Below are 22,876 nucleotides of genomic sequence, written 5' to 3'. Positions count from 1 at the left end.
AGCGATCCGACTTGCCCGCGAAGAGTCCCGACCAGACACCGAAGGCCTCAAACCGGCTGCCCCCGATCAATCTTGCTGCTCAGGATGATCGAAGTCGTCGTCTTCTCCACCCCATCCACACTGCCAATCTGATCCAGCAACTGATCCAGCTGCTCCGGCGAATCGGTGCGCAACCACGCCACATAATCAAACTCGCCACTCACCGCACACAGCTGCTGCACCTGAGCCATGGCGCTAAGTCGTCGCAGCACTTCCTTGCCAGACCTCGGTTGCACCGTAATCCCGACGTAAGCCTGCAATCCGCCATCCACCACACGCTGACCCAGTCGCACACCGTAACCGGTGATCACCTTGGCCTTTTCCAACCGGGCCAGGCGCGAAGTAACGGTGGTCCGGGCGATGCCCAGTTGTCGGGCAAGCATGGCCACACTTTCACGGGCATTGATCTGCAAGGCGGCGATCAATTGGCGGTCGATTTCGTCGAGAACGGGCGGGCGAGTGTCAGGCAAAGGGGCATCTCCAGCGGTACAGAGCAATGGGCTGGCATATTACAGGCAGTCCATGCCCTCAACGGGTTAATTGGATGGACACAAATTGTCACTCGTAGTCGAATGCGTAACCAGGAGCTGCGAAGCGAGGGGATGAAATGAAGGGTATGCCTGCGGCTCTGCGCGACTATGCATTGCAGATTGCCAATCACGAAATGGGGCATTACGTCGTAGCCCGAGCCCTGGGTTTTGAAACGGGTGATGTGACCCTGAAAGTGACCATGGGCCTGACGCATCATGGCGGGGCCTCCATTACCTTGACGCGGTCCATTTCGTCGCTCGAAGCCATGAAGGAACATTTGGAAGCCCGCATAATGGTCCTCTGCGCCGGCGCCATGGCGCAGACCTTGCCTGCAAAGCACTCGCCCGAGAAACGCGTCCATAAGTCGAAAGCGGCAGCCATCCTGAACGGAGAGTTTGGAGCGGAACAGGATCACGCAAAAATAAGAGAGTTGCGGTACTTGCTTCGAAACATCGCCTATCCCGATACGGATCCAGCGTCGTCTGATCGCATCATTGCTGAGCTGACAGAAATTAATGATCGCTTGTGGTTGCGCACTCAAGAAATCGTAGAGGAATTGGCCGAGACGATTACTGGACTGGCAGGGCTTCTGGTAGAGCGCATGGTCATTGTGGAGCAGTGGGGGCGGCCGGCGGATACGTATGAGGTTGTGTTGACGGGGGAAGTGCTTGAGCGGTTGCAGCCGGTGCAGGCGATCCCTTCATTGGGTGTTTGGACGTAAGCTGATTGGCAGCGACGTCCGGAGAGTATCCCGTCGAAAAAAAGCCCAACAAGGCGGCAAAGTGCCCAAATGCGCCCATTACGCAATTCTCGGAGTTTGCCTACAACCTTGGCGGACGTCATCCGATAACCCGCCGTCCGCGCAAAATATAACCTAGACGACAGGCAGGAAAAATGACGCACGACCCGCCTCGGAGCCGCGCACAAGGCGCGATCTGATCCCGACAGGAAGACGCTGTATGTCCTTACCTCCCACGACTCAAGCCAGCATTGAACAGTTGCACCGAGACGTGGCTGCTTTGGCTGAAGACATGCGTAGCCCGGCCCCCACCGCGACCCGAGCGATACTACTGCCGTTCGGGCTCGGCGCCGCGCTGGCCCAGGTGACCTTTCATGTGCGCTAGATCCGTGCTGTCTAGGATCAGAATTAGGCCGCGCCCGCAGAGTTGGCAAGGCTGGTCAATGTGGCATTACACATATCCGACTGCACCTGGCCTGCGTTACAGCCGCCACCGATCATTTAGCAGTGATTTTGGCGGCATCTAACCAACGTTAGGAGTTACCAGTATGTTCAAAGTAACCCCCAATCCGCCGGCAAGGTCCAACGCTAAGATCATCGATCAACGCGCTGTTGATCGACTGTTGTCCCATATGATTTTGGGTCAGAGACGGCACCGAGAAATCGTGCCAGGGCTTCAGTCCCCCTCCGTGAACCGCCGCCGCGTCAGGAAAAGCACCACGCCCAGCGGCACGGCCAGCAGTGCTAGCAGTTCCAGGTCAAAGCCCAGCACCTGCTGCTCACCAACCTTGAAGATGCTGACCAAGCCCGTTGCCAGCAGCGTCAAACCCAGCCACTTGCGCAACGGGTACGGTTTCAGAAACTGAACGAGGATCGCGCCCAGCACCAGAAGGACGATAGTTTGCATGATGTAGGGCATGTGCAGTTCCTCAGACCTTGATGACCAGCGTCACGACAGAGCGCTGTGGGCCAATCCCGCCATGGACCTCTCCCTCGATGCTGACCAGCACGTCACCTGCATGCAGGTTCGGCAGGGCCCCTTTGAGGTACCAGTTGACACCTGTCGTCACGACTGCACCTGAAGCCCAGCCAATGAGCGGCCCGCCCAACGCACCTACCTTCCCGGCAACGCCACCTGAGGCCGCAGCAATTCCCTTGGCGACGTTGCCGCGCATAGTGCTGATAGCATCGGCCTGCTGCCGGGTGAGGGGATTGGAAATGCAGACTGTCAGCAGGCATGGCAGGTTTCGAGCCTGCATTCGGTCGTACATATCGACGACTATGCTGTTGACTTGGTAATGGGCGCGTTTTGCTTCGCCAAAGTGCAGCTCGCGCAGGCGACCTCGGTCGCTTTCCATGAGGGTGATTTGAGAAAGATTGAAGACGATCCCTTCCTCGGACCTGTACTGCGTGGTCTTCTCGAACTTCATGCGCGTATCCATTCGTGCAAAAAGACGATGATTTTCTACAAGCGGTGACTAAGATGCAAACCGTCTTTGATGTGAGGCCCCCAGGGAATTTGACGTCTGCACGGGTCTCATCGCCAGCTACCGCACCCCCGCAAGGTCCGTTTTCGGTCAGCGGCAACAGCGACGGCTCATTCGGCGTCCGAAAGTGTGCTGTGGGACCTGAAGCAAGAGAACAATAGCTTCGACCTGGATTCGGCTTACGATCAGTATGATCGTGCTCGGGAGATGTCAGCTGCGTTGGAGCTGGGCACTATGCTGGGACGGTACTCCTTCGCGGTGCCGGATGAGGTTGCACGCGGTGAGTTGCGGCTGTTGCGCAATCCAGAGGATGACCTGTAGGCCAAGGCACCTCCTTGAAGCGCCTTGGCGGCTGGCGAACCAGCACTGTACCTAAATTGTACCCTTGGACCCTGGGACTGTATCTGTGGTGGACCAGCCAGAAACGCGAAAGCCGCGCAATGCGCGGCTTTGGAGTTGGTGGGCCCACACGGACTTGAACCGTGGACCAAAGGATTATGAGTCCTCTGCTCTAACCAACTGAGCTATAGGCCCTCAGTAGGCCGCGGATTATAGCGATGGTTTCTCGGCTGTGCTATCCGAAAAGTCTGAAACGGCTATACGAAGAAACGTCGCGGCGAATTCGTCGGGGGAAAGTGGCAGGCTGACGATGTAGCCCTGGATCTGTTCGCAGCCTTCGGTGGTGAGGAATTGTTGCTGGGCATGGGTTTCGACGCCTTCGGCGATGACGGTGAATTGCATGCTGCGGCCCAGGGCAATGATTGCGCGGACAATCGCCGCGTCGTGCGGGTCGTCCGGCAAGCCGCGGACGAAGGATTGGTCGATTTTGAGGATGTCCAGCGGCAGGCGTTTGAGGTAGCTCAGGGACGAATAGCCGGTGCCGAAGTCGTCGATTGCCAGTTGCACGCCCAGGCGTTTGAGTTGGTGCAGGACCGCTAGTGCTTCCTCGGCCTGGCTCATGATGAAGTTTTCGGTAATTTCCAGTTGCAGAAAATCGGGTTTGAGGCGGTTGTCCTTGAGCAATTGCTCGATCCGGCCGAGCAGGTTCGGCTGGCGTAATTGAGCGCCCGCGAGGTTGACCGAGAGTGGGCCGAGGCACTCATAGACCTGATTCCACTCGTACATCTGCTGGCAGGCGGTCTCCAATACCCAATCACCGATTTGCAGGATCATGCCGTTTTCTTCGGCCAGGGGAATGAAGTGCTCGGGGGGCACATCGCCGAAGGTCGGGTGATGCCAGCGAATCAGCGCTTCGGCGCCGACCAGCCGGTGATCCTTGAGGCTGATTTTGGGCTGGTAGTACAAAAACAGCTCATTGCGCTCGATGGCGCGTCGCAGTTCATGCTCCAGTGCCACGCGTTCGCTGGCCTGGGCGGTGAGGTCGCGGGTGTAGCTTTCAACCCGGTTACGGCCCTTGGCCTTGGAGCGATACATTGCGGCGTCGGCGTTCTTGACCAGCGTGGCAACGTCGCAGCCGTCCTTGGGATACAGGCTGGTGCCGATGCTGGCGCTTATGAAAAACTCATGCTCACCGGCCTGGAAAGGCGCGCTGAAGCAATTGAGCAGCTTGGTGGCAATGTTGTCGGCATCGCTGGCCTGTTGCAGGCCGGGGAGCAGGATGATGAATTCGTCACCACCCAGCCGCGCCACGGTATCGATATCGCGCAACTGCTCCTTGAGGCGCACGGCGATGCCTTTGAGCAGCAGGTCGCCGACCGGGTGGCCGAGGCTGTCGTTGATGTGTTTGAAACGGTCCAGGTCCAAGAATAGCACGGCGCCTTGGCCACCGTTTTCCTGCTGGTTGTTCAGCGCGGTCAGCAGGCGGCTTTCGAACAGTGTGCGATTTGGCAGGCCGGTCAACGGATCGTGGTGCGCCTGGTAGTCGAGTTTGGCTTGTGCGTGCTTGAGGCTGGAAATGTCCGCGAATACCGCGACAAAGTGGGTGATGAGTTTGTCCCGGTTGCGCACGGCGCTGATGGTCAGCCAGCTTGGGTAGAGCTCACCATTCTTGCGCCGGTTGGAAATCTCGCCCTGCCAATGACCTTCGGCGGTCAGTTGATGCCACATCGCCGCATAGAAGGCGCTGTCGTGCAGGCCCGAGGCGAGCAGGCGAGGGGTGTGGCCCAGTGCTTCGGTCTCGCTGTAACCGGTGATTTCGGTAAAGGCCCGATTGACCGCGCTGATGTGCTGTTGGGTATCCGTGATCAAGACACCCTCGGCGGTGCTTTCGAACACGGTGGCGGCCTGCTGCAGTTTCTCCTGCATCAGGTGCCGCTCGGTGATGTCCCGGGCGATGGTCAACATGCAGTCTTCATCGCCGATGGGCAACGGTCGGCTTGAAACCTCGCAGAGCCGGATCTGCCCGTCCTTGCGGCGGATGTGGCAGCTGAAGTCGCGGACGAACCCGTCCCGGTGCAGCAATTCGAGCATCTGTTTGCGCTCGTTGAGATTGACCCAGATCCCCAGGTCCAGGGCCGATCGATCCACAGACATTGCGCTGTTGAAACCGGTAATACGGCTGAAACCTTCGTTGACCTCCAGCAGCAAGCCATCGCTCTGCCGGGACAGCAGCAAGCCGTCGGGGGAGGCGTGGAAGGCCTTGGCGAATTTCTCTTCGGAGGTTTGCAGCTGTTGCTGGGTTTCCTTGAGCTGACTGATGTCTCGTACGACCACCACCAGGGCCGGGGTCGTGTCGAGGTCGAAAGGCTCGGCGGAGATCAGGCCGGTAAACACCTGGCCATTGTTGCGGCGAAAGGGCATCTCCAGGTTGCGGATACTGCCGGCCTGCAATCGCTGCAGCAAACCCGGTCCCACGCCAGGAACGCCCCAGATATTCAGGTCGGTGGCCGTCTGGCCTATGACGTCTTCGGCCTTGAGGCCGATTTGTTCCTCGAACGCTTCGTTGACTTCCAGCAGGCAGCCATCGGAAAGCCGTGCGATCACCAGAATATCTGGGCATTGCTGGAACACCGAGGCGAACTTCTGTTCCGACAGGCGCAGTGCCTCCTCGGTGCGCTTGGCTTCGCTGATGTCGATCATCAGCCCGCGCAGGACTGGTTCACGGCCGTGTTCGATCAGGCTGACGATATCGCGGACCCACAGGCAGCGGCCGTCAGCGGTGATGACCCGGTAATCGACGCTGTGATCGCGCCCGGCCGCCACTTCACGGTCGCAGAAGGCTTGGGCGCGGGTGAGGTCCGCGGGGTGGATGATGTTGCGCCAGAAGCCCGGAATCAGCCAATGGGACAGGGGATAACCGAGGAGGTCCTGGGCGTGGGGCGACACGTAACTGTAGGTGTAATCGCTGATCTGCGCTTCCCAGGCGATGGCTGAAAGACTCTCCACCAGCCCACGGTAATGGTATTCGCTGCTGCGCAGCTCCTGTTCCAGGTCGACCCTGCGGGCAATTTCCGAACTCAGTCGGCGATTGATACGGATCACCACGGCCAGCACGATCATCAGTGCCAATAGTCCTGGCAGGCCGTAAATCAGCACGTCGGACCAGAAGGTCCGATGATCCAAGACGTTACCGACCCAATGTTCCTGGATGGCGCTGATTTCACTCGGGCTCATGTCTGCCAGGACTTTGTCCAGGATACTGACCAGCAGCTTATTGTTCGGGGGGACGGCCATCGCCAATTGATAGCGGTAGGGCGTCTCACCGCTGACGTAGAGCCCTTCGAGCTTGAGCTGGCGCAGGCTCCAGACACTGGAGGCGAGATCGCCCACGACCGCGTCCACTTCGTCAGTAGCCAGCGCTTGCAATGCCGAACTGACATTGGGCATCGCCACCAGATTCAGGTCGGGATGTTGGGTGCGCAACAGTTCATGGGGGGCGTAGTTTTCCACCACGGCGATCTTCAGTCCGTACAGATCTTTGAGTTTGCGCGGTTGGGGGCCTCCGACGTGGGCCAGAATGACAATCGGAAAATCGAGGTAGGGGCGGGTGAACGACAGATAGGTCTGGCGCTCGGGGGTCGACATGATGCCCGGCAAGATGTCTAGCTTGCCTTGTTTGGCCTGCTGCAGCACTTCGGTCCAGCTGACCGGTTCGATGGGCGTGAGTTTGATGGCCAGCCGTTGCCGGATGACGTTGATATAGTCCGCTGCCAGGCCCTGATAACGCCCATGATCGTCGCGAAACTCAAACGGCGGCCAGGAGGCATCGACGCCCAGGCGCAATTCCGGGTGAGCCGCCAGCCAGCTACGTTCTTCGTCGGTCAGAGTCAGCGCGCCAGCCGTTGCGGTCCAGGTCATCAGCGACAGCAAAAAAAGCACGGTCGACCATCTGGGCATAACGGTCTCGTTATGGCTTTGGGGGAATGCTTCGAGTGTAGACGGGCTATTCGGCGGGTGGGACGTGCGGGGCATTTAATCTGCATAAAGCAAAACCCCCGGCCTGGGCCGGGGGTTCTGTGATCACTCGTCGAGGAAGGAGCGCAAATGCTCGCTTCTCGTCGGGTGGCGCAGCTTGCGCAGCGCCTTGGCTTCGATCTGACGAATCCGTTCACGGGTCACGTCGAACTGCTTACCAACCTCCTCGAGGGTGTGGTCGGTATTCATGTCGATACCGAAACGCATGCGCAAAACCTTGGCTTCACGGGCAGTGAGGCCGGACAGGACTTCGCGAGTCGCTTCTTTAAGGCTCTCAACGGTGGCGACATCGATTGGCGACTGCATGGTCGAGTCTTCGATGAAGTCACCCAGATGGGAGTCTTCGTCATCACCGATCGGGGTTTCCATGGAGATCGGCTCTTTAGCGATCTTCAATACCTTGCGGATCTTGTCCTCAGGCATTTCCATGCGTTCGCCCAGCTCTTCCGGGGTCGGTTCGCGACCCATTTCCTGCAACATCTGCCGGGAAATACGGTTGAGCTTGTTGATCGTCTCGATCATGTGCACCGGAATACGGATGGTGCGGGCCTGGTCGGCGATCGAGCGAGTGATCGCCTGACGGATCCACCAGGTGGCATAAGTCGAGAATTTGTAGCCGCGGCGGTATTCGAACTTGTCTACCGCTTTCATCAAGCCAATGTTGCCTTCCTGGATCAGATCGAGGAACTGCAGGCCACGGTTGGTGTACTTCTTGGCGATGGAGATCACCAGACGCAAGTTCGCTTCGACCATCTCTTTCTTCGCGCGGCGGGCCTTGGCCTCACCTATCGACATGCGACGGTTGATGTCCTTGATCTCGGCGATCGTCAAACCGGTTTCGGTTTCCAGCGCGGTCAGCTTCTGCTGGCAACGAATGATGTCCGGTTGCAGGCGACCAATGGCTTCAGCGTATTTGCTTTTGCCTTTGGCCAGTGCATCGCTCCAGCTTTCGTCGACTTCATTGCCCGGGAACTGGCGCAGGAAGTCGGCACGCGGCATGCGGGCATCACGAACGCACAATTGCATGATCGCGCGCTCTTGCTGACGCAGACGATCCAGGGCGCTGCGAACACGCTCGACCAGGCCTTCGAATTGCTTCGGCACCAGTTTGATCGGCATGAACAGCTCAGCCAGGGCCAACAGCTCGGCAATCGCAGCCTTGTTGTAGCGACCGTGCTTTTTCAGCGCCTTGCGGGTGATTTCCATCTGATCGGCGACAGCGCCAAAACGCTGTGCGGCGATGACCGGATCCGGACCGCTTTCGGCTTCTTCTTCGTCATCGCTTGCTTCGGCGTCATCGTCGTCGGTGTCGTCGTCCGCTTTCACGGCTTTCGGGTCGACAGGCGGTGGCACTTCGGCTGCAGGCGGCGCAATGCCGTCGTCCGGGTCGATATAACCGCTCAGGACGTCGGACAGGCGGCCACCTTCGGTGGTGACGCGAGTGTACTCGGAGAGAATATGGTCAACCGTGCCAGGGAAGTGCGCGATTGCGCCCATCACTTCGCGGATGCCCTCTTCAATACGCTTGGCGATTTCGATTTCGCCTTCACGTGTGAGGAGCTCTACCGTACCCATTTCACGCATGTACATGCGCACTGGGTCGGTGGTGCGACCAATGTCGGTCTCGACCGCTGCCAACGCTGCAGCTGCCTCTTCGGCCGCGGCTTCGTCGGTATCGGCGTCGGCCAGCATAAGGGAATCCTTATCTGGCGCAACCTCGAATACGTTGATCCCCATGTCATTGATCATGCGGATGATGTCTTCCACCTGTTCCGGATCTGAAATATCCTCCGGCAGGTGGTCGTTGACCTCCGCGTAAGTCAGGTAGCCCTGCTCACGACCAAGTGTGATCAACTCTTTGATACGAGACTGCTGTTGCGCTTTTCCGGACATAACACCCTATCCACTGAAGGTCTTGGCGGGCAAAAAACAAGCCGAGGATTATACCTGAGCTATGACCTCACGCGCCAGTTGAGGTCGGGTTTGATGCGCAAACATTGCGGCTTAAAAGGTCGCGCAGTTGATTTTTCTCTTCGGCACTCAACTCACTTTGACGCGCTTTTCGAAGAAGTTGTTCCAGATTTCGCTCGCGTTGGCGGGCTGACAAGCTAGTAATGGTGTCGAAAAACTGTTGTTCAAGGTTATCTCCATCAATCAGCCATTCCTTTTCTGCCAGCGCTTTCAGCAGTCGGCCCTGTTCAGTGCCGTGCCAACGCGCAATCAGTTGAAATGAGTTTAGCTTGGGATTCTTCTGTACGGCTTCGAGCAGGGCGACCAGCAGTTGCGTGTTAGTGTGGTCTTCGGCCGCAAAGTGCCCGGCATCCTCGACTTTTTCGGCCAGTTGCGGGTGATGCAGCAACGTGCGCAAGGCGGCCAGGGTGGGTGGCTCTACAGCAGCCGGTACTCGTGGCGCGCGTGGTTGATCGCGATCGCCGCCACGTTTGCCGTTCTTGTCCCACGGTTTCTTGTCCCATTTCTTGCCGCCCGCACCGGGTTTTTTCGGCGTCCACTCCTGCTGCGGCACATACATCTCTTGTGCCTGCGGCTGATGGTAGTCGCTGTAATCGGGCATGGCGTCGTAATCAATACCCGGGTCGTAAGCCGGTGGTGCTTCCTGAGGTGCGCTTTGCACCAGTTGACTCACGGCTTCGCCGCTGAGCCCGGTAATTTCGGTCAGGCGCTGGCGCATCAGAATGCGTAGGTTGGCGCCCGGAACCTTGTCGATCAGTGGCGCGGCGAGGGTAGCCATGTGGGCCTTGCCTTCAAGCGAGCGCGGGTCCGATTCCTCGGTCAGCTGTTGGAAAAAATAATCGGCCAATGGCTGTGCATGCTGATTGATCCGCGCGCGGAAGGCGTCAGTGCCTTCGGAGCGGACCAGAGTGTCCGGGTCTTCGCCTTCGGGCAGGAATAGAAAGCGTGCGCGCCGTCCGTCCTGCAGGCTCGGCAACGTCGCTTCCAGTGCACGCCAGGCAGCGTTGCGGCCGGCCTGGTCGCCGTCAAAGCAGAACAACACGTTGGGCACGACGCGAAACAGTCGCTTCAAGTGCTCTTCGCTGGTGGCGGTGCCCAGGGTCGCCACAGCATTGCGCAGGCCTTGCTGGGCGAGGGCGATGACGTCCATGTAGCCTTCGACGACGATGATTTCGTCGAGGTTGCGGTTGTTTTTGCGCGCTTCGTACAGGCCATAGAGTTCCTGGCCCTTATGGAAAACCGGGGTTTCCGGTGAGTTCAGGTATTTCGGCTTGTCATCGCCCAGTACCCGGCCGCCGAAGGCGATGATGCGCCCGCGACTGTCGCGGATCGGGAACATCACGCGATCGCGGAAGCGGTCATAGCGCTTGCCGGTTTCGGCGTTCTCCACCAGCAGGCCGGCATCGATCATGGCCTTTTGCTGCAGGGTGTCGCTGCTCAGATGCTTGAACAGATTGTCCCAGCCGGGCGGAGCGAAACCGAGGCCGAAATCCCGAGCAATTTCGCCGGTCAATCCACGACCTTTCAAGTAATCCACAGCCGCTTTGCGCGCCGGATGGCCTTTCAGGGCCTGGCGGTAAAAATCGGCGGCAGCGGTGAGCAGCGGATACAGAGGCGAATCGGTGGGCTGTCGCGGTTTGTGCGGTCGGCCGCTTTCTTCGCGGGGGATTTCCATGCCGGCGGCTTTGGCCAGTTCTTCGACTGCCTGGGGGAAGTCCAGGTTGTCGTGGTCCATGATGAAGCCGAGGGCGTTACCGCCAGCGCCGCAACCGAAGCAGTAATAGAACTGTTTGTCGGGGCTGACGCTGAAGGAGGGGGTTTTCTCTTTGTGAAACGGGCAGCAGGCGGTGTAGTTCTTGCCGGCCTTTTTCATTTGCAGGCGCGAGCTGACCACATCGACGATGTCGGTGCGGTTCAGAAGGTCGTCAATGAAGCTCTGGGGAATTAGCCCGGCCATGGCGTTCTCGTCATCTGCGCTGAAATGGACCCGAAACGAAGTGCGGCCGAACGCAGGTCATTGTTTGAGGCGCGCAGGGTGTGCGGCTCGACCGGTGTCGTCTGCGTAATCGCTGTCGGGAAGTGTATCTGCCGAAAATCCACTGACGTTAGTACCAATCAGCATTCGACTATTCGAAAGTGTTTCGCTGAGTCCGGCGACGGCCAATCAATGGCCTCGGATAGCTCAATAAGCGGGCACGCAAGAAGGTGCCTTGGGCTGATCGTCGTGAGAGGAATCAGTGGGTGTGCTCGTCAGTAGCCTTGAAAGGCTCGTCAGAAAAGACGTGCACCGCTGGCAAAAGAGCCAGGTCTGACGCTGTGAAGCAGGTTTGTCTCGGTCGCGTCTGCGGCTTTGACGGTGAAGCATCAAGCGTTGTCCGCAAATGCCATTAGCCCGGCTGAGGGCCGGGCTTGGCAGAAGCTTGCTACGATCGTCTGTGTATTAGTACAGACGAACGGCGCGGCGCTGTTCGCGCTGTACTTTCTTGGCGTGACGCTTAACAGCGGCTGCTGCTTTGCGCTTACGCTCAGAAGTAGGCTTCTCGTAAAATTCGCGGCTACGAACTTCAGCCAGTACACCGGCTTTTTCGCAGGAGCGCTTGAAACGACGCAGAGCTACGTCGAAGGGTTCGTTCTCTTTAACTTTGACGGCTGGCATCCAGAGCTACCTTCATTCATTACCGGGGTCAACATCCTCGCGGCAAAAGAGCACTTGAAGACGTCGGTTTTTAAGGGTTGCGGATGTTAACCCCTCATCGCTCGGAATGCAAAGCCTCTGATCGAAAACCGCTGGTCGGGGCATCACGCGACGACTATTATGCGCGCCTTCGAATTCAGCCTCTACAAGGCGCAAACCCATGCTAGTACTGGGATTAGAAACCTCTTGCGACGAAACCGGTGTCGCACTTTACGACAGTGAACGCGGGTTGTTGGCCGATGCGCTGTTCAGTCAGATCGACCTGCATCGCGCTTATGGCGGCGTTGTGCCGGAGCTGGCTTCGCGCGATCACGTCAAACGCATGCTGCCCTTGATCCGTCAGGTGCTGGCGGAGGCCGACTGCGTGCCGACCGAGATCGACGCCATCGCTTATACCGCCGGCCCCGGCCTGGTCGGAGCCCTGCTGGTAGGGGCTTCCTGCGCGCAGGCGCTGGCTTTTGCCTGGGGTATCCCGGCGCTGGGCGTGCACCACATGGAAGGTCACTTGCTGGCGCCGATGCTGGAACCGCAGCCACCGGAGTTCCCGTTCGTCGCTTTGTTGGTCTCGGGCGGTCATACGCAGCTGGTTCAGGTCGACGGGATCGGTCAGTACACGCTCTTGGGCGAGACCCTCGACGATGCCGCCGGCGAAGCGTTCGACAAAACTGCAAAAATGATGGGCCTCAATTATCCGGGTGGTCCGGAGATCGCTCGTCTGGCGGCGCAAGGCGTTGACGGACGTTTCGTCTTTCCGCGTCCGATGTGTGATCGTCCGGGCCTGGCGTTTAGCTTCAGCGGTTTGAAAACCTTCGCCTTGAACACCTGGCAGCAATGCGTCAGCGCCGGGGACGACGGCGAGCAAGCCCGTTGCGACATCTCGCTGGCGTTCCAGCAGGCCGTGGTGGAGACTTTGACCATCAAGTGCAAGCGTGCCCTGAAACAGGCCGGCATGAAGCGTCTGGTGATCGCTGGCGGCGTCAGCGCCAACAAGGCGCTGCGCACTTCACTGGAAAAAATGCTCGGCGACATGAAGGGCGACGTGTTTTATGCCCGTCCGGAGTTCTGCACCGACAACGGTGCGATGATTGCGTTTGCTGGCTGCCAGCGCTTGCGGGCCGGCCAGCACGAAAGCCTGGCAATCAGCGTGCAGGCGCGTTGGCCGATGGAGCAGTTGTCGGCGCTGTGATGAGTGGCGTTCACGTGCGGTATTTAAAAATGCCGTTCGCGCCCGGCAAACAGGTCGCGTAGATTGCCGCGATGACGCCAGACGATCAGCCCCGTGAGCGCGCTCATGGGCAGCAGTGCCGCCGGTTCTTGCCAGGCGAGCAGCGGCAGGGTCAGGGGGGTGGCAATCAGGGCGGCGAGTGAGCTGGTGCGGGTCAGGTAGAACGTCAACAGCCAGGCACAGACCGCCAGCAGCGCAGCGGGTGGATAGAGCCCCAGCAGCATGCCGGCCGCGGTGGCGACACCCTTGCCGCCGCGAAAGCGGAAGTACAGTGGAAACAGGTGACCGATGACGGCGAAGACGCCGATCCAGGCCTGTTCCTGCAGTGAAAGGCCCATTGCACCTGCGACCAGCACGGGCAGCAGGCCTTTGCAGAGGTCGCCGAGCAAGGTCAGGATGGCGAGTTTTTTGCCGGCCAGACGAAACATATTGGTGGCACCGGCATTGCCCGAGCCACTCATTCGCGGATCGGGGTTACCGGTCAGGCGGCTGAGCAAAATGGCGAAGGACAGAGAGCCGAGCAGGTAGGCGAAAATCGCCAGTGACCAAAACATGCTAACTATTCCGGGCGAGGACGCCCTGATTCTAACGGCGCATTGCGCCCTTGTCGTGCAGCGGAGAGAAGTGCTTGGACAGAGTGTTTATCGAGGGCCTGGAAGTCGACACCGTGATTGGTGCCTACGACTGGGAACGAGGCATCCGACAGTGTCTGCGACTTGATCTGAGTTTCGCCTGGGACAATCGTCCGGCCGCTGCTGGTGATGACCTGACCCTGGCGCTTGACTACGCGAGCGTTTCGTCACGCATCCAGGCTTTTGCCGAGCAGGCGCAGTTCCAGCTGGTCGAGACCTTTGCCGAGCGTCTGACCCAAGTGCTGATGAGTGAATTCAAGATCACCTGGATGCACCTCAGGCTGACCAAGCCAGGTGCCGTTCCGGCGGCCAAGGGCGTTGGTGTGGAGATCGAGCGCGGATGTCGCTGACTCAGGTGTACCTCGGGCTCGGTAGCAACATCGAGCGCGAATCCCATTTGCAGGCTGGTCTGGACGCCCTGGCGGGTTTCCTGGTGGATATGCGCTGCTCGGCGGTGTTCGAAAGCCAGCCGGTGGGGATCAAGAGCGGGCCGTTTTTCAACTTTGTGGTCTCGGCCTATACCGATCTACCGTTGATGGAGCTGGATCGACGGCTGAAATTCATCGAAGCGGATAACGGCCGTTACGCGCCGGACCGCAAGGGCTTGCCGCTGGATATCGATGTGCTGCTGTTTGGCGATCTGGTGGGCAATTTCGATGGGTTGGTCTTGCCGCGGGCTGAGATTCTGAAAAACGCCTTCGTGCTGTGGCCGTTGTCGCTGATTGCGCCGGACAGAGTGCATCCGGGTGTAGGCAAAAGCTTTGCGACCTTGTGGAGCGAGGCGCGGATCGATCAGGTGTTGGCGCCGGTGGCTTTTGAGTGGCGTGGCCAGCAGTTGACCCCCTTGAATCTGCTGTGATCTTGCTGACGCCTTCGCGGGCAAGCCTCGCTCCTACAAGTTTGACGTCGATTGTATGAACGGCACCAACCTGTAGGAGCGAGGCTTGCCCGCGAAGCTTTTCAGGCTGACGCCGCGTCTTTGTAAGCCTTCAGCGCCTTGAGCCGCTCGCGCTTGATCGCTTCGCCCAATTCCGGCCCCTTGAATCCCTTCTCCAGCAACGGCTGAACCGCCACGCTTCGCGCTGCAGTCGCCGCCCCGCGCAAATAATCCGCCTGTGGATAACTTTGCTGTTCCAGGCCTTTGCGCCCTCGAGCGTCCATCTCGCACGCCGCAATAAACTCCTCAAAGCGCTGAGGTCGACGATAGACGTCGAAGCTCTGCAGCAACTCCAGCAAGGTCGACGGTTTCAGCTCCAGAGCCCGATGGCCATGGGTGTGATACTCGCCCACCAGCAGTGCCAATTCCTGACAATCCTTCGGTGCCTTGAAGCGCACGTTGACCGCTTTGATCAGCTTCAGGCCTTTGTGCTCGTGGGCGATGTGGCGAGGCCATTCCTCCTCGGGCGTCAGTCCTTTGCCCAAGTCATGCAGCAGGCAGGCCCAGCGCACGGTCAGCGGTTGTTTGTGCTGTGCCGCTTGCTCCAGCACGCTCAGGGTATGCACGCCTGTGTCGATTTCCGGGTGGTGGGCCTCGGGTTGCGGTACACCGAACAGCGCATCGACTTCCGGCATCAGCACTTTGAGCGCACCGCACTCGCGCAGCACCTGGATGAACACCTGGGGTTGGTCTTCCATCAGCGCGCGGGCGATTTCTTTCCAGCTGCGTTCCGCGGTCAGTGCCTCCAGTTCACCCGATTCGCTGAGTTGCCGCATCAGCGCCAGTGTCTCGGGGGCGACGGTGAAACCCAGCCCTGCATAACGTGCGGCGAAGCGGGCAACGCGCAGAACGCGGAGCGGATCTTCGGCGAACGCGGGGGAAACATGACGAAGCAGGCGAGCCTCGAGATCCCGCTGGCCATGGTAGGGGTCGGTCAGGTTCTGCTGATCGTCTTCGGCCATGGCGTTGATCGTCAGGTCACGACGAATCAGGTCTTCTTCGAGCGTGACTTCGGGGCTGGCGTGAAAGGTGAAGCCGCCGTAACCGCGTCCGCTTTTGCGCTCAGTGCGGGCGAGGGCGTATTCCTCACCGCTTTTGGGGTGAAGAAACACTGGAAAATCCGCACCCACCGGGCGAAAGCCCTTGGCGAGCATTTCTTCGGTGGTAGCGCCTACCACGACCCAGTCGATATCGGTGACAGGCCTGCCCAGCAGGCGATCGCGTACCGCACCACCGACTTTATAAATCTGCATAAAAAACCTCCGTTAGCCCGACAGAATAACCTTTGCGTCGAACTTCCGGAGGCCGAAACAGGATCAAAGATGAATGACAGCCAAGTCTAACCGGCCGTAGTCCCCCTCGCCGTGTTCGCTTCTGGGTGGAACATGGTGGGTTTTCACCACCTGATCCCCTTGCAGGGTTTCCAGGTGAATGTCGAAGCCCCAGAGCCGGTGCAGGTGCTTGAGCACTTCCTCGGTGGAATCGCCGAGCGGCTTGCGGTCGTGCTGCTGGTGACGCAAGGTCAGCGAGCGGTCCCCGCGCCGGTCGATGCTGTAGATCTGGATGTTGGGTTCGCGATTGCCGAGGTTGTATTGCGCCGCCAGGGTTTCGCGGATGGTTCGATAGCCCTCTTCGTCGTGGATCGCCGGAACCAGCAGATCATCCTTCTGGTCGTCATCGAGGATGCTGAACAGCTTCAGGTCGCGGATCACCTTGGGTGACAGGTACTGCAGGATGAAGCTCTCGTCCTTGAAGCTGCTCATGGCGAATTTGATGCTGGACAACCAGTCTGTGCCGGCGATTTCCGGGAACCAGCGGTAGTCCTCTTCGGTAGGCTGTTCGCATATCCGCCGGATATCGCGATACATGGCAAAACCGAGGGTGTAGGGGTTGATTCCGCTGTAGTAGGGGCTGTCGAAGCCCGGCTGGAACACCACGCTGGTATGGGACGTCAGGAACTCCATCATGAAGCCATCGGTGACCAGGCCTTCGTCATACAAGTCGTTCATCAAGGTGTAGTGCCAGAAGGTGGCCCAGCCTTCGTTCATTACCTGTGTCTGGCGCTGTGGATAAAAATACTGGGCGATCTTGCGCACGATCCGCACGATTTCACGTTGCCATGGCTCCAGCAGCGGGGCGTGTTTTTCGATGAAATACAGGATGTTTTCCTGAGGCTCGGCGGGGAAGCGTGCGTTGTCCTTGTCGCTGAATTTGTCCGCGCCTTTTGGAATGGTCCGCCACAAATCGTTGATCTGCTTTTGCAGATGTTCTTCCCGATCCTTCTGCCGACGGCGTTCTTCTTCGGCGGAAATCGGATAAGGGCGTTTGTAACGGTCGACCCCGTAATTCATCAGCGCATGGCAGGAATCGAGCAAGTCCTCTACCGCGTCGATACCGTGGCGTTCTTCGCACTGCATGATGTACTGCTTGGCGAACACCAGGTAATCGATGATCGAGCTGGCGTCGGTCCAGGTGCGAAACAGGTAATTACCCTTGAAGAAGCTGTTATGGCCATAGCAGGCGTGAGCCACCACCAGGGCCTGCATGCAGATGGTGTTTTCTTCCATCAGATAGGCGATGCAAGGGTCCGAGTTGATCACAATCTCGTAGGCCAGCCCCATCTGGCCGCGGCTGTAGGATTTTTCGGTACTTAGGAAGTGTTTGCCATAGGACCAATGGTGATAACCCAGGGGCATGCCCACTGAGGCGTAGGCGTCCATCATCTGTTCGGCAGTGATCACTTCGATCTGGTTGGGGTAGGTATCGAGCGCATAGCGGGCCGCGAGACGACTGATTTCGCGGTCGTAGGCCTGGATCAGCTCGAACGTCCATTCAGAGCCGGTGGAAATGGGTTGGCGCTTTTGCTCTTTGGCGGTCATGTCACTAACCTGCGCTGGAAGAGTTCACGGAAGACCGGATAGATGTCCCCGGCCGAGACCAGTTGCTGCTGGGCAAAAGTGTCAGAGAAGGCTTCGGCGATGCGTTCGTACTCGAACCACAGGGCCTGGTGTTCGCGCGGGGTAATCTCTACATAAGTGTAGTACTGCACGAACGGCATGATCTGATTGATCAGAATGTCGCGGCAGATCGGCGAGTCGTCGTTCCAGTTATCGCCGTCGGACGCCTGGGCGGCATAGATATTCCACTCATTGCTCGGATAACGCTCGGCCATGATCTCCTGCATCAGTTTAAGGGCGCTGGAGACGATGGTGCCGCCGGTTTCCCGGGAGTAGAAAAACTCCTCCTCATCCACTTCGCGGGCACTGGTGTGGTGGCGGATGAACACGACGTCGATTTTGTCGTAGTTCCGCTTGAGGAACAGGTACAGCAGGATGAAGAAGCGCTTGGCGATGTCTTTGGTCGCCTGGGTCATGGAGCCGGACACGTCCATCAGGCAGAACATCACTGCTTTGGAGCTCGGGTTCGGCTGTTTGATCAACAGGTTGTACTTGAGGTCAAAGGTGTCGAGAAATGGCACTCGGTGAATGCGCGCACTGAGTTTCTCGATTTCCGCTTCGAGTTCCTGGATGTCGCCGAAGTTGTCCGGCTCCTCCCGTCTAAGCCGGGCGAGCTCCTCTTTGACTTCGCGCAGTTTTGCCCGGCTGCTGCCGGACAGGGCGATTCGCCGGGCATGGGCCGAACGCAGCGTACGGATGATGTTGATCCGTGACGGGTTGCCCTCGTTGCTGATGCCCGCGCGTACGGTCTTGAAGGTGTCGGTGCCGGTCAGGTGACGTTTGACCAGGTTAGGCAGTTCAAGGTCCTCGAACATGAATTCGAGGAATTCTTCCTGGGTGATCTGGAAGACGAACTCGTCCATCCCTTCACCCGAGTTACCGGCCTTGCCGGGGCCTCTGCCGCCGCCACCTCCGGGCGGACGGGCAATGTGCTCGCCGCTGGTGAACTCCTTGTTGCCCGGGTGCACGATGGTCTGCTTGCCGCCCCGGCCATGGTGAAGCACCGGCTCGTCGATGTCGCGGCCGGGAATGCTGATTTGCTCGCCGTGTTCCATATCGGTAATGGAACGCCGGCCTACCGCCTCTTCGACGGCCTTTTTGATGTGATCACGGTAGCGCCGCAGAAACCGCTGACGGTTTACCGTGCTCTTGTTCTTGCCATTGAGACGTCGGTCGATCACATAGCTCATGACTGCTCCTTAGAAGCTGTCCTGAAAGGGGCGAGCGGTTACGCAGCATCGACCTGTGCCGAGGGATGTTCACGCTCCCCCAAGCGCTTCTGGATGCTGCCTGAACCCTCGTTACCGACTTTCGAACACCTCCCAGAGGTCTGTGTAACAGAAAAAGCGTACACAGGCCTCTGGCTAACGACAACCGGTCTGGCCGGCAGCGGGTTACTGTGATTTTCTGACCCGCAAGTACCACTCGGACAGCAGTCGTACCTGTTTGTCGGTGTAGCCCCGCTCGACCATCCGTGTGACGAAGTCGTTGTGCTTCTGCTGGTCCTCTTTGCTGGCCTTGGCGTTGAAGCTGATGACCGGCAGAAGGTCCTCGGTGTTGGAGAACATTTTCTTCTCGATGACCACCCGCAGTTTTTCGTAGCTGAGCCAGGTTGGGTTCTTGCCGTTGTTGTTGGCACGGGCGCGCAGTACGAAGTTGACGATTTCGTTGCGGAAATCCTTCGGATTGCTGATGCCGGCCGGTTTCTCGATTTTCTCCAGTTCCTCGTTCAGGGCTACGCGGTTGAGGATCTCGCCGGTTTCCGGGTCGCGGTATTCCTGATCCTGAATCCAGAAGTCGGCGTACAGCACGTAGCGATCGAAGATGTTCTGGCCGTACTCGCTGTAAGACTCGAGGTAGGCAGTCTGGATCTCCTTGCCGATGAACTCGATGTAACGCGGCGCCAGGTACTCTTTCAGGAAGCGCAGATAGCGTTCGCGTGTCTCGGCCTGGAATTGTTCCTGTTCGATCTGCTGTTCCAGCACGTAGAGCAGATGCACCGGGTTGGCGGCGATTTCGTGCGGATCGAAGTTGAAGACCTTCGACAGGATCTTGAAGGCGAAGCGGGTCGACAGACCGTTCATGCCTTCGTCGACACCTGCTGCATCGCGGTATTCCTGGATCGACTTGGCCTTCGGATCGGTGTCCTTGAGGTTTTCGCCGTCATACACGCGCATCTTGGAGTAGATGTTGGAGTTTTCCGGCTCTTTAAGGCGCGAGAGCACGGTGAACTGAGCTAGCATTTTCAGCGTGTCGGGCGCGCAATGGGCCTTGGCCAGCGAACTGTTGAACAACAGCTTGTCGTAGATCTTCACCTCGTCGCTGACGCGCAGGCAGTACGGCACTTTGACGATATAGATCCGGTCGATGAAGGCTTCGTTGTTCTTGTTGTTGCGGAAGGTGTGCCATTCCGATTCGTTGGAGTGGGCCAGCAGAATCCCGGTGAACGGAATTGCCCCCAAGCCTTCGGTGCTGTTGTAGTTGCCTTCCTGAGTGGCCGTCAGCAATGGGTGCAGCACCTTGATCGGTGCCTTGAACATTTCGACGAATTCCATCAGGCCCTGGTTGGCCCGGCACAGCGCGCCCGAATAGCTGTAGGCATCGGCGTCGTTCTGCGGGAACTCTTCCAGTTTGCGAATATCGACCTTGCCCACCAGTGCCGAGATGTCCTGGTTGTTTTCATCGCCCGGCTCGGTTTTCGCAACTGCAATCTGGTTGAGGATCGACGGATAGAGTTTCACCACGCGGAACTGGCTGATGTCGCCGCCGAATTCGGCCAGGCGCTTGGTGGCCCACGGCGACATGATGGTGTTGAGGTAGCGCCGGGGAATGCCGAAGTCTTCCTCGAGGATCGCGCCATCTTCAGTGGCGTTGAACAGACCCAGGGGCGACTCGAAAACCGGCGAGCCCTTGATTGCGTAAAAGGGCACTTTCTCGATCAGCTGTTTGAGCTTTTCGGCCAAAGATGACTTACCGCCACCGACTGGGCCCAGCAGGTAGAGGATCTGTTTCTTTTCTTCCAGACCCTGAGCGGCATGGCGGAAATACGACACGATCTGGTCGATGCATTCTTCCATCCCGTGGAAGTCTTCAAAGGCCGGATAGCGGCGGATCACCTTGTTGGAAAATATGCGCGACAGCCTCGAGTTGGTTGAGGTGTCGAGCAGTTCCGGTTCGCCGATGGCCAGCAAGAGACGCTCGGCCGCGGAAACGTAGGCGCTGCGGTCCTTTTTGCACAGTTCCAGATACTCTTGCAGCGAGAGTTCTTCCTGGCGCGTGGACTCGAAGCGTTGTTGGAAGTGGCTAAAGATACTCATGACGTCACCTCGCTCGATACGTGGAGCCGACGCCGGATCACTCAGTCGATGCTGGCAGCAACCGAACAGGCAGTTGCTGTTTACCCCCCAGAACTCTTCCGGAGCTGACTACTCCGAAAGCTACTCCCGATGACCCGTGCGCCGGTGTACCGGCTCTCCCCTGTTTTGGATGGCCTGCGCTTAAGGATAGTTGGGAATTTGGGAGGTAAAGGCAAGATACGTAATTAGTTGTGGCAGACCGTTCGTCTGTAATCGCGCGAGCCCACGGGGGCCGGGGCTTGCGCATTACAAAATAATTATTCGGAAGTGCCTTGCGCCGTTTCCGAAGGATAGGTCGTACGCCACAGCTCAAAACCGCCGTCCATGCTGTAGACGTCGGAAAAGCCCTGGCTGATCAGATAAGCAGCTGCGCCCTGGCTGGAATTTCCGTGATAGCAGACCACTACCGTCGGCGCATCCAGATCGGCGCCCTGGATGAAAGCATGCAGAGAGTGGTTATCCAGATGCTTCGAGCCGGTGATGTGCAGCGCGGCAAATGTTGCCGGGTCGCGGACATCGACCACCACCGCGCCTTGTTCGCGCAGGGCCTGGGCCTGTTCTGGGGGGATACGTTTGAATTCGCTCATGGCGGGCTCCTGTGGCTCGGCTGAAAGCGCAGTCTAGCGCGGGGCGCTGGCTGACGTTTGTTCGGGAATAGAGGTGGCGACTGCCGGTCGAAGGTGGCCATGGGCGTCGCATTTGCATTGCAGGCGCTCGAAGGTGTCGACATTCATCAGGGTCATGGCGCCACCCCAGACGCAACCGCTGTCGAGTGCAAACAGCCCCGGTTCGTTGCACTGGCCTTCGAGCGCCGCCCAATGGCCGAAGATGATCTTCAGGCCTTTGGTTTTACGCTCCTTGTGCGCGAACCACGGCGCATAGCCCGGCGGTGCGGTGTCGATGCCTTCCTTGCCCTTGAGGTCGAGTTTGCCGTCGCTGGTGCAAAAACGCATCCGGGTGAAATAGTTGGTGATGACTCGCAGGCGGGCGGCGCCTTTGAGATCGCTATTCCATTTCACCGGCTCGTTGCCGTACATGCCGTCAAGGTAAGGCGCGAAGCGGTTGTCATCGTGCAGGGCTTCTTCGACTTCGGCGGCGCACTTCAAGGCTTTGCGCAGCGACCATTGCGGCGGGATACCGGCATGGACCAGGGCGATATCACGTTGTTCATCGTAGTGCATGAGCTTTTGCTGGCGAACCCACTCCAGCAGGTCCGCGCGATCGGGTGCTTCGAGGATCTCACGCAAGGTATCGGCTTTCTTCAGGCGCTCGATGTTTTGCCCGACGGCCAGCAAGTGCAGGTCATGGTTGCCGAGTACGCATACCAGCGACTCGCGGATGCCATAGAGGAAGCGCAGGGTTTCCAGCGACTGTGGGCCACGGTTGACGAGATCACCCACCAGCCACAGGCGATCTCGGGCAGGGTCGAAGGCCACTTGCTCGAGCAGGCATTTGAGCGGTTCAAGGCAACCTTGCACATCACCGACGGCATACGTCGCCATCAGTGCAACGCCCCAGGGACCGCCAGACGGAACGGCGCGATGATGGCGTCGAAGTGCTTACCGTCTTCGGCGAGCATCTGGTAGGTGCCCTGCATCGTGCCGACCTTGGAGGTCATGACGGTGCCGCTGCTGTAAGTGTGGCTCTGGCCAACCTCGATCAACGGCTGCTGGCCGACGACGCCCGCACCGCGAACCTCCTCGACATGGCCGTCACCGTCGGTGATGACCCAATGCCGTGAAAGCAGTCTGGCGGGTAGCAGGCCATTGTTTTGCACGGTGATGGTGTAGGCGAAGGCAAAGCGGTTTTGCTCGGGTTGCGATTGTTCTGCCAGATAGCGGGTGACGACGCTGACGTCGACCTGATAACGAGGATCGGACATGCAAAAGGCCTTAGAAACGAAGCGGAACGCGGGGCGTAGCTGATAGAACTC

Annotated in this window: 20 protein-coding genes and 1 tRNA gene; 5 read left to right on the top strand and 16 right to left on the bottom strand. The window is 58.8% G+C overall.

The features are described from left to right. Positions 1-47: 47 nt before the first annotated feature. Positions 48-509 (bottom strand): Lrp/AsnC family transcriptional regulator, encoded by a 462-nt coding sequence (locus JUI81_RS17610; protein WP_007980298.1) that lies wholly within the window; start codon positions 507-509, stop codon positions 48-50. A 137-nt stretch (positions 510-646) separates the two neighbouring features. Here JUI81_RS17610 and JUI81_RS17605 point away from each other — a divergent pair, with 137 nt between their 5' ends. Both JUI81_RS17605 and JUI81_RS17600 read left to right on the top strand, forming a co-directional pair. After that, positions 647-1,291, top strand: a complete 645-nt coding sequence (locus tag JUI81_RS17605) for a peptidase M41 (RefSeq protein WP_204124742.1) — start codon at positions 647-649, stop codon at positions 1,289-1,291. A 238-nt stretch (positions 1,292-1,529) separates the two neighbouring features. After that, a complete protein-coding gene (locus JUI81_RS17600) occupies positions 1,530-1,694 on the top strand; it encodes a hypothetical protein (protein WP_168206189.1) in 165 nt (54 codons plus the stop codon). 291 nt (positions 1,695-1,985) lie between these two features. On the opposite strand, the gene JUI81_RS17595 is transcribed toward JUI81_RS17600, so the two are convergent. The 7 genes from JUI81_RS17595 to rpsU form a co-directional block, all read right to left on the bottom strand. Beyond that, on the bottom strand, positions 1,986-2,228 hold the full coding sequence (locus JUI81_RS17595; protein WP_018928836.1) for a hypothetical protein: 243 nt from the start codon (positions 2,226-2,228) through the stop codon (positions 1,986-1,988). Positions 2,229-2,238: 10 nt separating this feature from the next. After that, positions 2,239-2,739 carry a hypothetical protein gene (locus tag JUI81_RS17590; protein WP_019580724.1) on the bottom strand — a complete coding sequence of 167 codons (501 nt, stop codon included), beginning with the start codon at positions 2,737-2,739 and terminating at the stop codon, positions 2,239-2,241. A 514-nt stretch (positions 2,740-3,253) separates the two neighbouring features. After that, positions 3,254-3,330, bottom strand: a tRNA-Ile gene (locus JUI81_RS17585). A 15-nt stretch (positions 3,331-3,345) separates the two neighbouring features. Next, on the bottom strand, positions 3,346-7,092 hold the full coding sequence (locus JUI81_RS17580; RefSeq protein WP_028940274.1) for a bifunctional diguanylate cyclase/phosphodiesterase: 3,747 nt from the start codon (positions 7,090-7,092) through the stop codon (positions 3,346-3,348). 123 nt (positions 7,093-7,215) lie between these two features. Continuing rightward, on the bottom strand, positions 7,216-9,063 hold the full coding sequence (rpoD, locus tag JUI81_RS17575; RefSeq protein ID WP_007936542.1) for an RNA polymerase sigma factor RpoD: 1,848 nt from the start codon (positions 9,061-9,063) through the stop codon (positions 7,216-7,218). 67 nt (positions 9,064-9,130) lie between these two features. Beyond that, the gene (dnaG, locus tag JUI81_RS17570) at positions 9,131-11,098 is read right to left on the bottom strand and encodes a DNA primase (protein ID WP_204124741.1); all 1,968 of its coding nucleotides are present in this window, start codon (positions 11,096-11,098) and stop codon (positions 9,131-9,133) included. Between the two features lie 483 nt (positions 11,099-11,581). After that, positions 11,582-11,797 carry a 30S ribosomal protein S21 gene (rpsU, locus tag JUI81_RS17565; protein ID WP_002551877.1) on the bottom strand — a complete coding sequence of 72 codons (216 nt, stop codon included), beginning with the start codon at positions 11,795-11,797 and terminating at the stop codon, positions 11,582-11,584. A 199-nt stretch (positions 11,798-11,996) separates the two neighbouring features. Here rpsU and tsaD point away from each other — a divergent pair, with 199 nt between their 5' ends. Next, positions 11,997-13,022 carry a tRNA (adenosine(37)-N6)-threonylcarbamoyltransferase complex transferase subunit TsaD gene (tsaD, locus tag JUI81_RS17560; protein WP_204124740.1) on the top strand — a complete coding sequence of 342 codons (1,026 nt, stop codon included), beginning with the start codon at positions 11,997-11,999 and terminating at the stop codon, positions 13,020-13,022. 23 nt (positions 13,023-13,045) lie between these two features. Here the strand turns inward: tsaD and plsY are convergent, their stop codons facing one another. Beyond that, positions 13,046-13,615 carry a glycerol-3-phosphate 1-O-acyltransferase PlsY gene (plsY, locus tag JUI81_RS17555; RefSeq protein WP_018928842.1) on the bottom strand — a complete coding sequence of 190 codons (570 nt, stop codon included), beginning with the start codon at positions 13,613-13,615 and terminating at the stop codon, positions 13,046-13,048. A 74-nt stretch (positions 13,616-13,689) separates the two neighbouring features. Between plsY and folB the strand changes: the two genes are divergently transcribed. Next, entirely contained in the window at positions 13,690-14,043 is a 354-nt protein-coding gene (gene folB / locus JUI81_RS17550) for a dihydroneopterin aldolase (RefSeq protein ID WP_019580730.1), read from the top strand. Next, a complete protein-coding gene (folK, locus tag JUI81_RS17545; protein ID WP_204124739.1) occupies positions 14,034-14,552 on the top strand; it encodes a 2-amino-4-hydroxy-6-hydroxymethyldihydropteridine diphosphokinase in 519 nt (172 codons plus the stop codon). The genes folB and folK overlap by 10 nt, the downstream gene beginning before the upstream one ends. Positions 14,553-14,653: 101 nt before the next feature. On the opposite strand, the gene JUI81_RS17540 is transcribed toward folK, so the two are convergent. The 7 genes from JUI81_RS17540 to apaG form a co-directional block, all read right to left on the bottom strand. Beyond that, positions 14,654-15,883, bottom strand: a complete 1,230-nt coding sequence (locus JUI81_RS17540) for a multifunctional CCA addition/repair protein (RefSeq protein ID WP_204124738.1) — start codon at positions 15,881-15,883, stop codon at positions 14,654-14,656. Positions 15,884-15,946: 63 nt separating this feature from the next. Further along, positions 15,947-17,509 carry a SpoVR family protein gene (locus JUI81_RS17535; RefSeq protein WP_018928846.1) on the bottom strand — a complete coding sequence of 521 codons (1,563 nt, stop codon included), beginning with the start codon at positions 17,507-17,509 and terminating at the stop codon, positions 15,947-15,949. Further along, positions 17,506-18,777, bottom strand: coding sequence for a YeaH/YhbH family protein (locus JUI81_RS17530; protein WP_018928847.1), 1,272 nt, complete (start codon positions 18,775-18,777; stop codon positions 17,506-17,508). The genes JUI81_RS17535 and JUI81_RS17530 overlap by 4 nt, the downstream gene beginning before the upstream one ends. Before the next feature lie 204 nt (positions 18,778-18,981). Further along, positions 18,982-20,904: a PrkA family serine protein kinase gene (locus JUI81_RS17525; RefSeq protein WP_007904259.1), complete on the bottom strand. Its 1,923-nt coding sequence runs from the start codon at positions 20,902-20,904 to the stop codon at positions 18,982-18,984. Between the two features lie 296 nt (positions 20,905-21,200). Further along, complete coding sequence (gene glpE, locus JUI81_RS17520; protein ID WP_018928848.1) at positions 21,201-21,530, bottom strand: thiosulfate sulfurtransferase GlpE; 330 nt, start codon at positions 21,528-21,530, stop codon at positions 21,201-21,203. A gap of 33 nt (positions 21,531-21,563) precedes the next feature. Then, on the bottom strand, positions 21,564-22,445 hold the full coding sequence (locus tag JUI81_RS17515) for a symmetrical bis(5'-nucleosyl)-tetraphosphatase (protein WP_019580733.1): 882 nt from the start codon (positions 22,443-22,445) through the stop codon (positions 21,564-21,566). Then, a complete protein-coding gene (gene apaG, locus JUI81_RS17510; RefSeq protein ID WP_019580734.1) occupies positions 22,445-22,825 on the bottom strand; it encodes a Co2+/Mg2+ efflux protein ApaG in 381 nt (126 codons plus the stop codon). The genes JUI81_RS17515 and apaG overlap by 1 nt, the downstream gene beginning before the upstream one ends. Positions 22,826-22,876: the final 51 nt, after the last annotated feature.

It is taken from the genome of Pseudomonas sp. 008 (genome assembly GCF_016861935.1).
Classification (GTDB): domain Bacteria; phylum Pseudomonadota; class Gammaproteobacteria; order Pseudomonadales; family Pseudomonadaceae; genus Aquipseudomonas.
Note: the sequence above shows the minus strand (reverse complement) of the source record. Positions and strands in the feature narration are given on the sequence as shown.

Bases quoted from the DNA above. Each gene is read 5' to 3' on its own strand.
- JUI81_RS17605 (WP_204124742.1), top strand. From the start codon at position 647: ATGAAGGGTATGCCTGCGGCTCTGCGCGACTATGCATTGCAGATTGCC.
- JUI81_RS17600 (WP_168206189.1), top strand. From the start codon at position 1,530: ATGTCCTTACCTCCCACGACTCAAGCCAGCATTGAACAGTTGCACCGA.
- JUI81_RS17595 (WP_018928836.1), bottom strand. From the start codon at position 2,228: ATGCCCTACATCATGCAAACTATCGTCCTTCTGGTGCTGGGCGCGATC.
- JUI81_RS17590 (WP_019580724.1), bottom strand. From the start codon at position 2,739: ATGAAGTTCGAGAAGACCACGCAGTACAGGTCCGAGGAAGGGATCGTC.
- JUI81_RS17580 (WP_028940274.1), bottom strand. From the start codon at position 7,092: ATGCCCAGATGGTCGACCGTGCTTTTTTTGCTGTCGCTGATGACCTGG.
- rpoD (WP_007936542.1), bottom strand. From the start codon at position 9,063: ATGTCCGGAAAAGCGCAACAGCAGTCTCGTATCAAAGAGTTGATCACA.
- dnaG (WP_204124741.1), bottom strand. From the start codon at position 11,098: ATGGCCGGGCTAATTCCCCAGAGCTTCATTGACGACCTTCTGAACCGC.
- rpsU (WP_002551877.1), bottom strand. From the start codon at position 11,797: ATGCCAGCCGTCAAAGTTAAAGAGAACGAACCCTTCGACGTAGCTCTG.
- tsaD (WP_204124740.1), top strand. From the start codon at position 11,997: ATGCTAGTACTGGGATTAGAAACCTCTTGCGACGAAACCGGTGTCGCA.
- plsY (WP_018928842.1), bottom strand. From the start codon at position 13,615: ATGTTTTGGTCACTGGCGATTTTCGCCTACCTGCTCGGCTCTCTGTCC.
- folK (WP_204124739.1), top strand. From the start codon at position 14,034: ATGTCGCTGACTCAGGTGTACCTCGGGCTCGGTAGCAACATCGAGCGC.
- JUI81_RS17540 (WP_204124738.1), bottom strand. From the start codon at position 15,883: ATGCAGATTTATAAAGTCGGTGGTGCGGTACGCGATCGCCTGCTGGGC.
- JUI81_RS17535 (WP_018928846.1), bottom strand. From the start codon at position 17,509: ATGACCGCCAAAGAGCAAAAGCGCCAACCCATTTCCACCGGCTCTGAA.
- JUI81_RS17530 (WP_018928847.1), bottom strand. From the start codon at position 18,777: ATGAGCTATGTGATCGACCGACGTCTCAATGGCAAGAACAAGAGCACG.
- JUI81_RS17525 (WP_007904259.1), bottom strand. From the start codon at position 20,904: ATGAGTATCTTTAGCCACTTCCAACAACGCTTCGAGTCCACGCGCCAG.
- glpE (WP_018928848.1), bottom strand. From the start codon at position 21,530: ATGAGCGAATTCAAACGTATCCCCCCAGAACAGGCCCAGGCCCTGCGC.
- JUI81_RS17515 (WP_019580733.1), bottom strand. From the start codon at position 22,445: ATGGCGACGTATGCCGTCGGTGATGTGCAAGGTTGCCTTGAACCGCTC.
- apaG (WP_019580734.1), bottom strand. From the start codon at position 22,825: ATGTCCGATCCTCGTTATCAGGTCGACGTCAGCGTCGTCACCCGCTAT.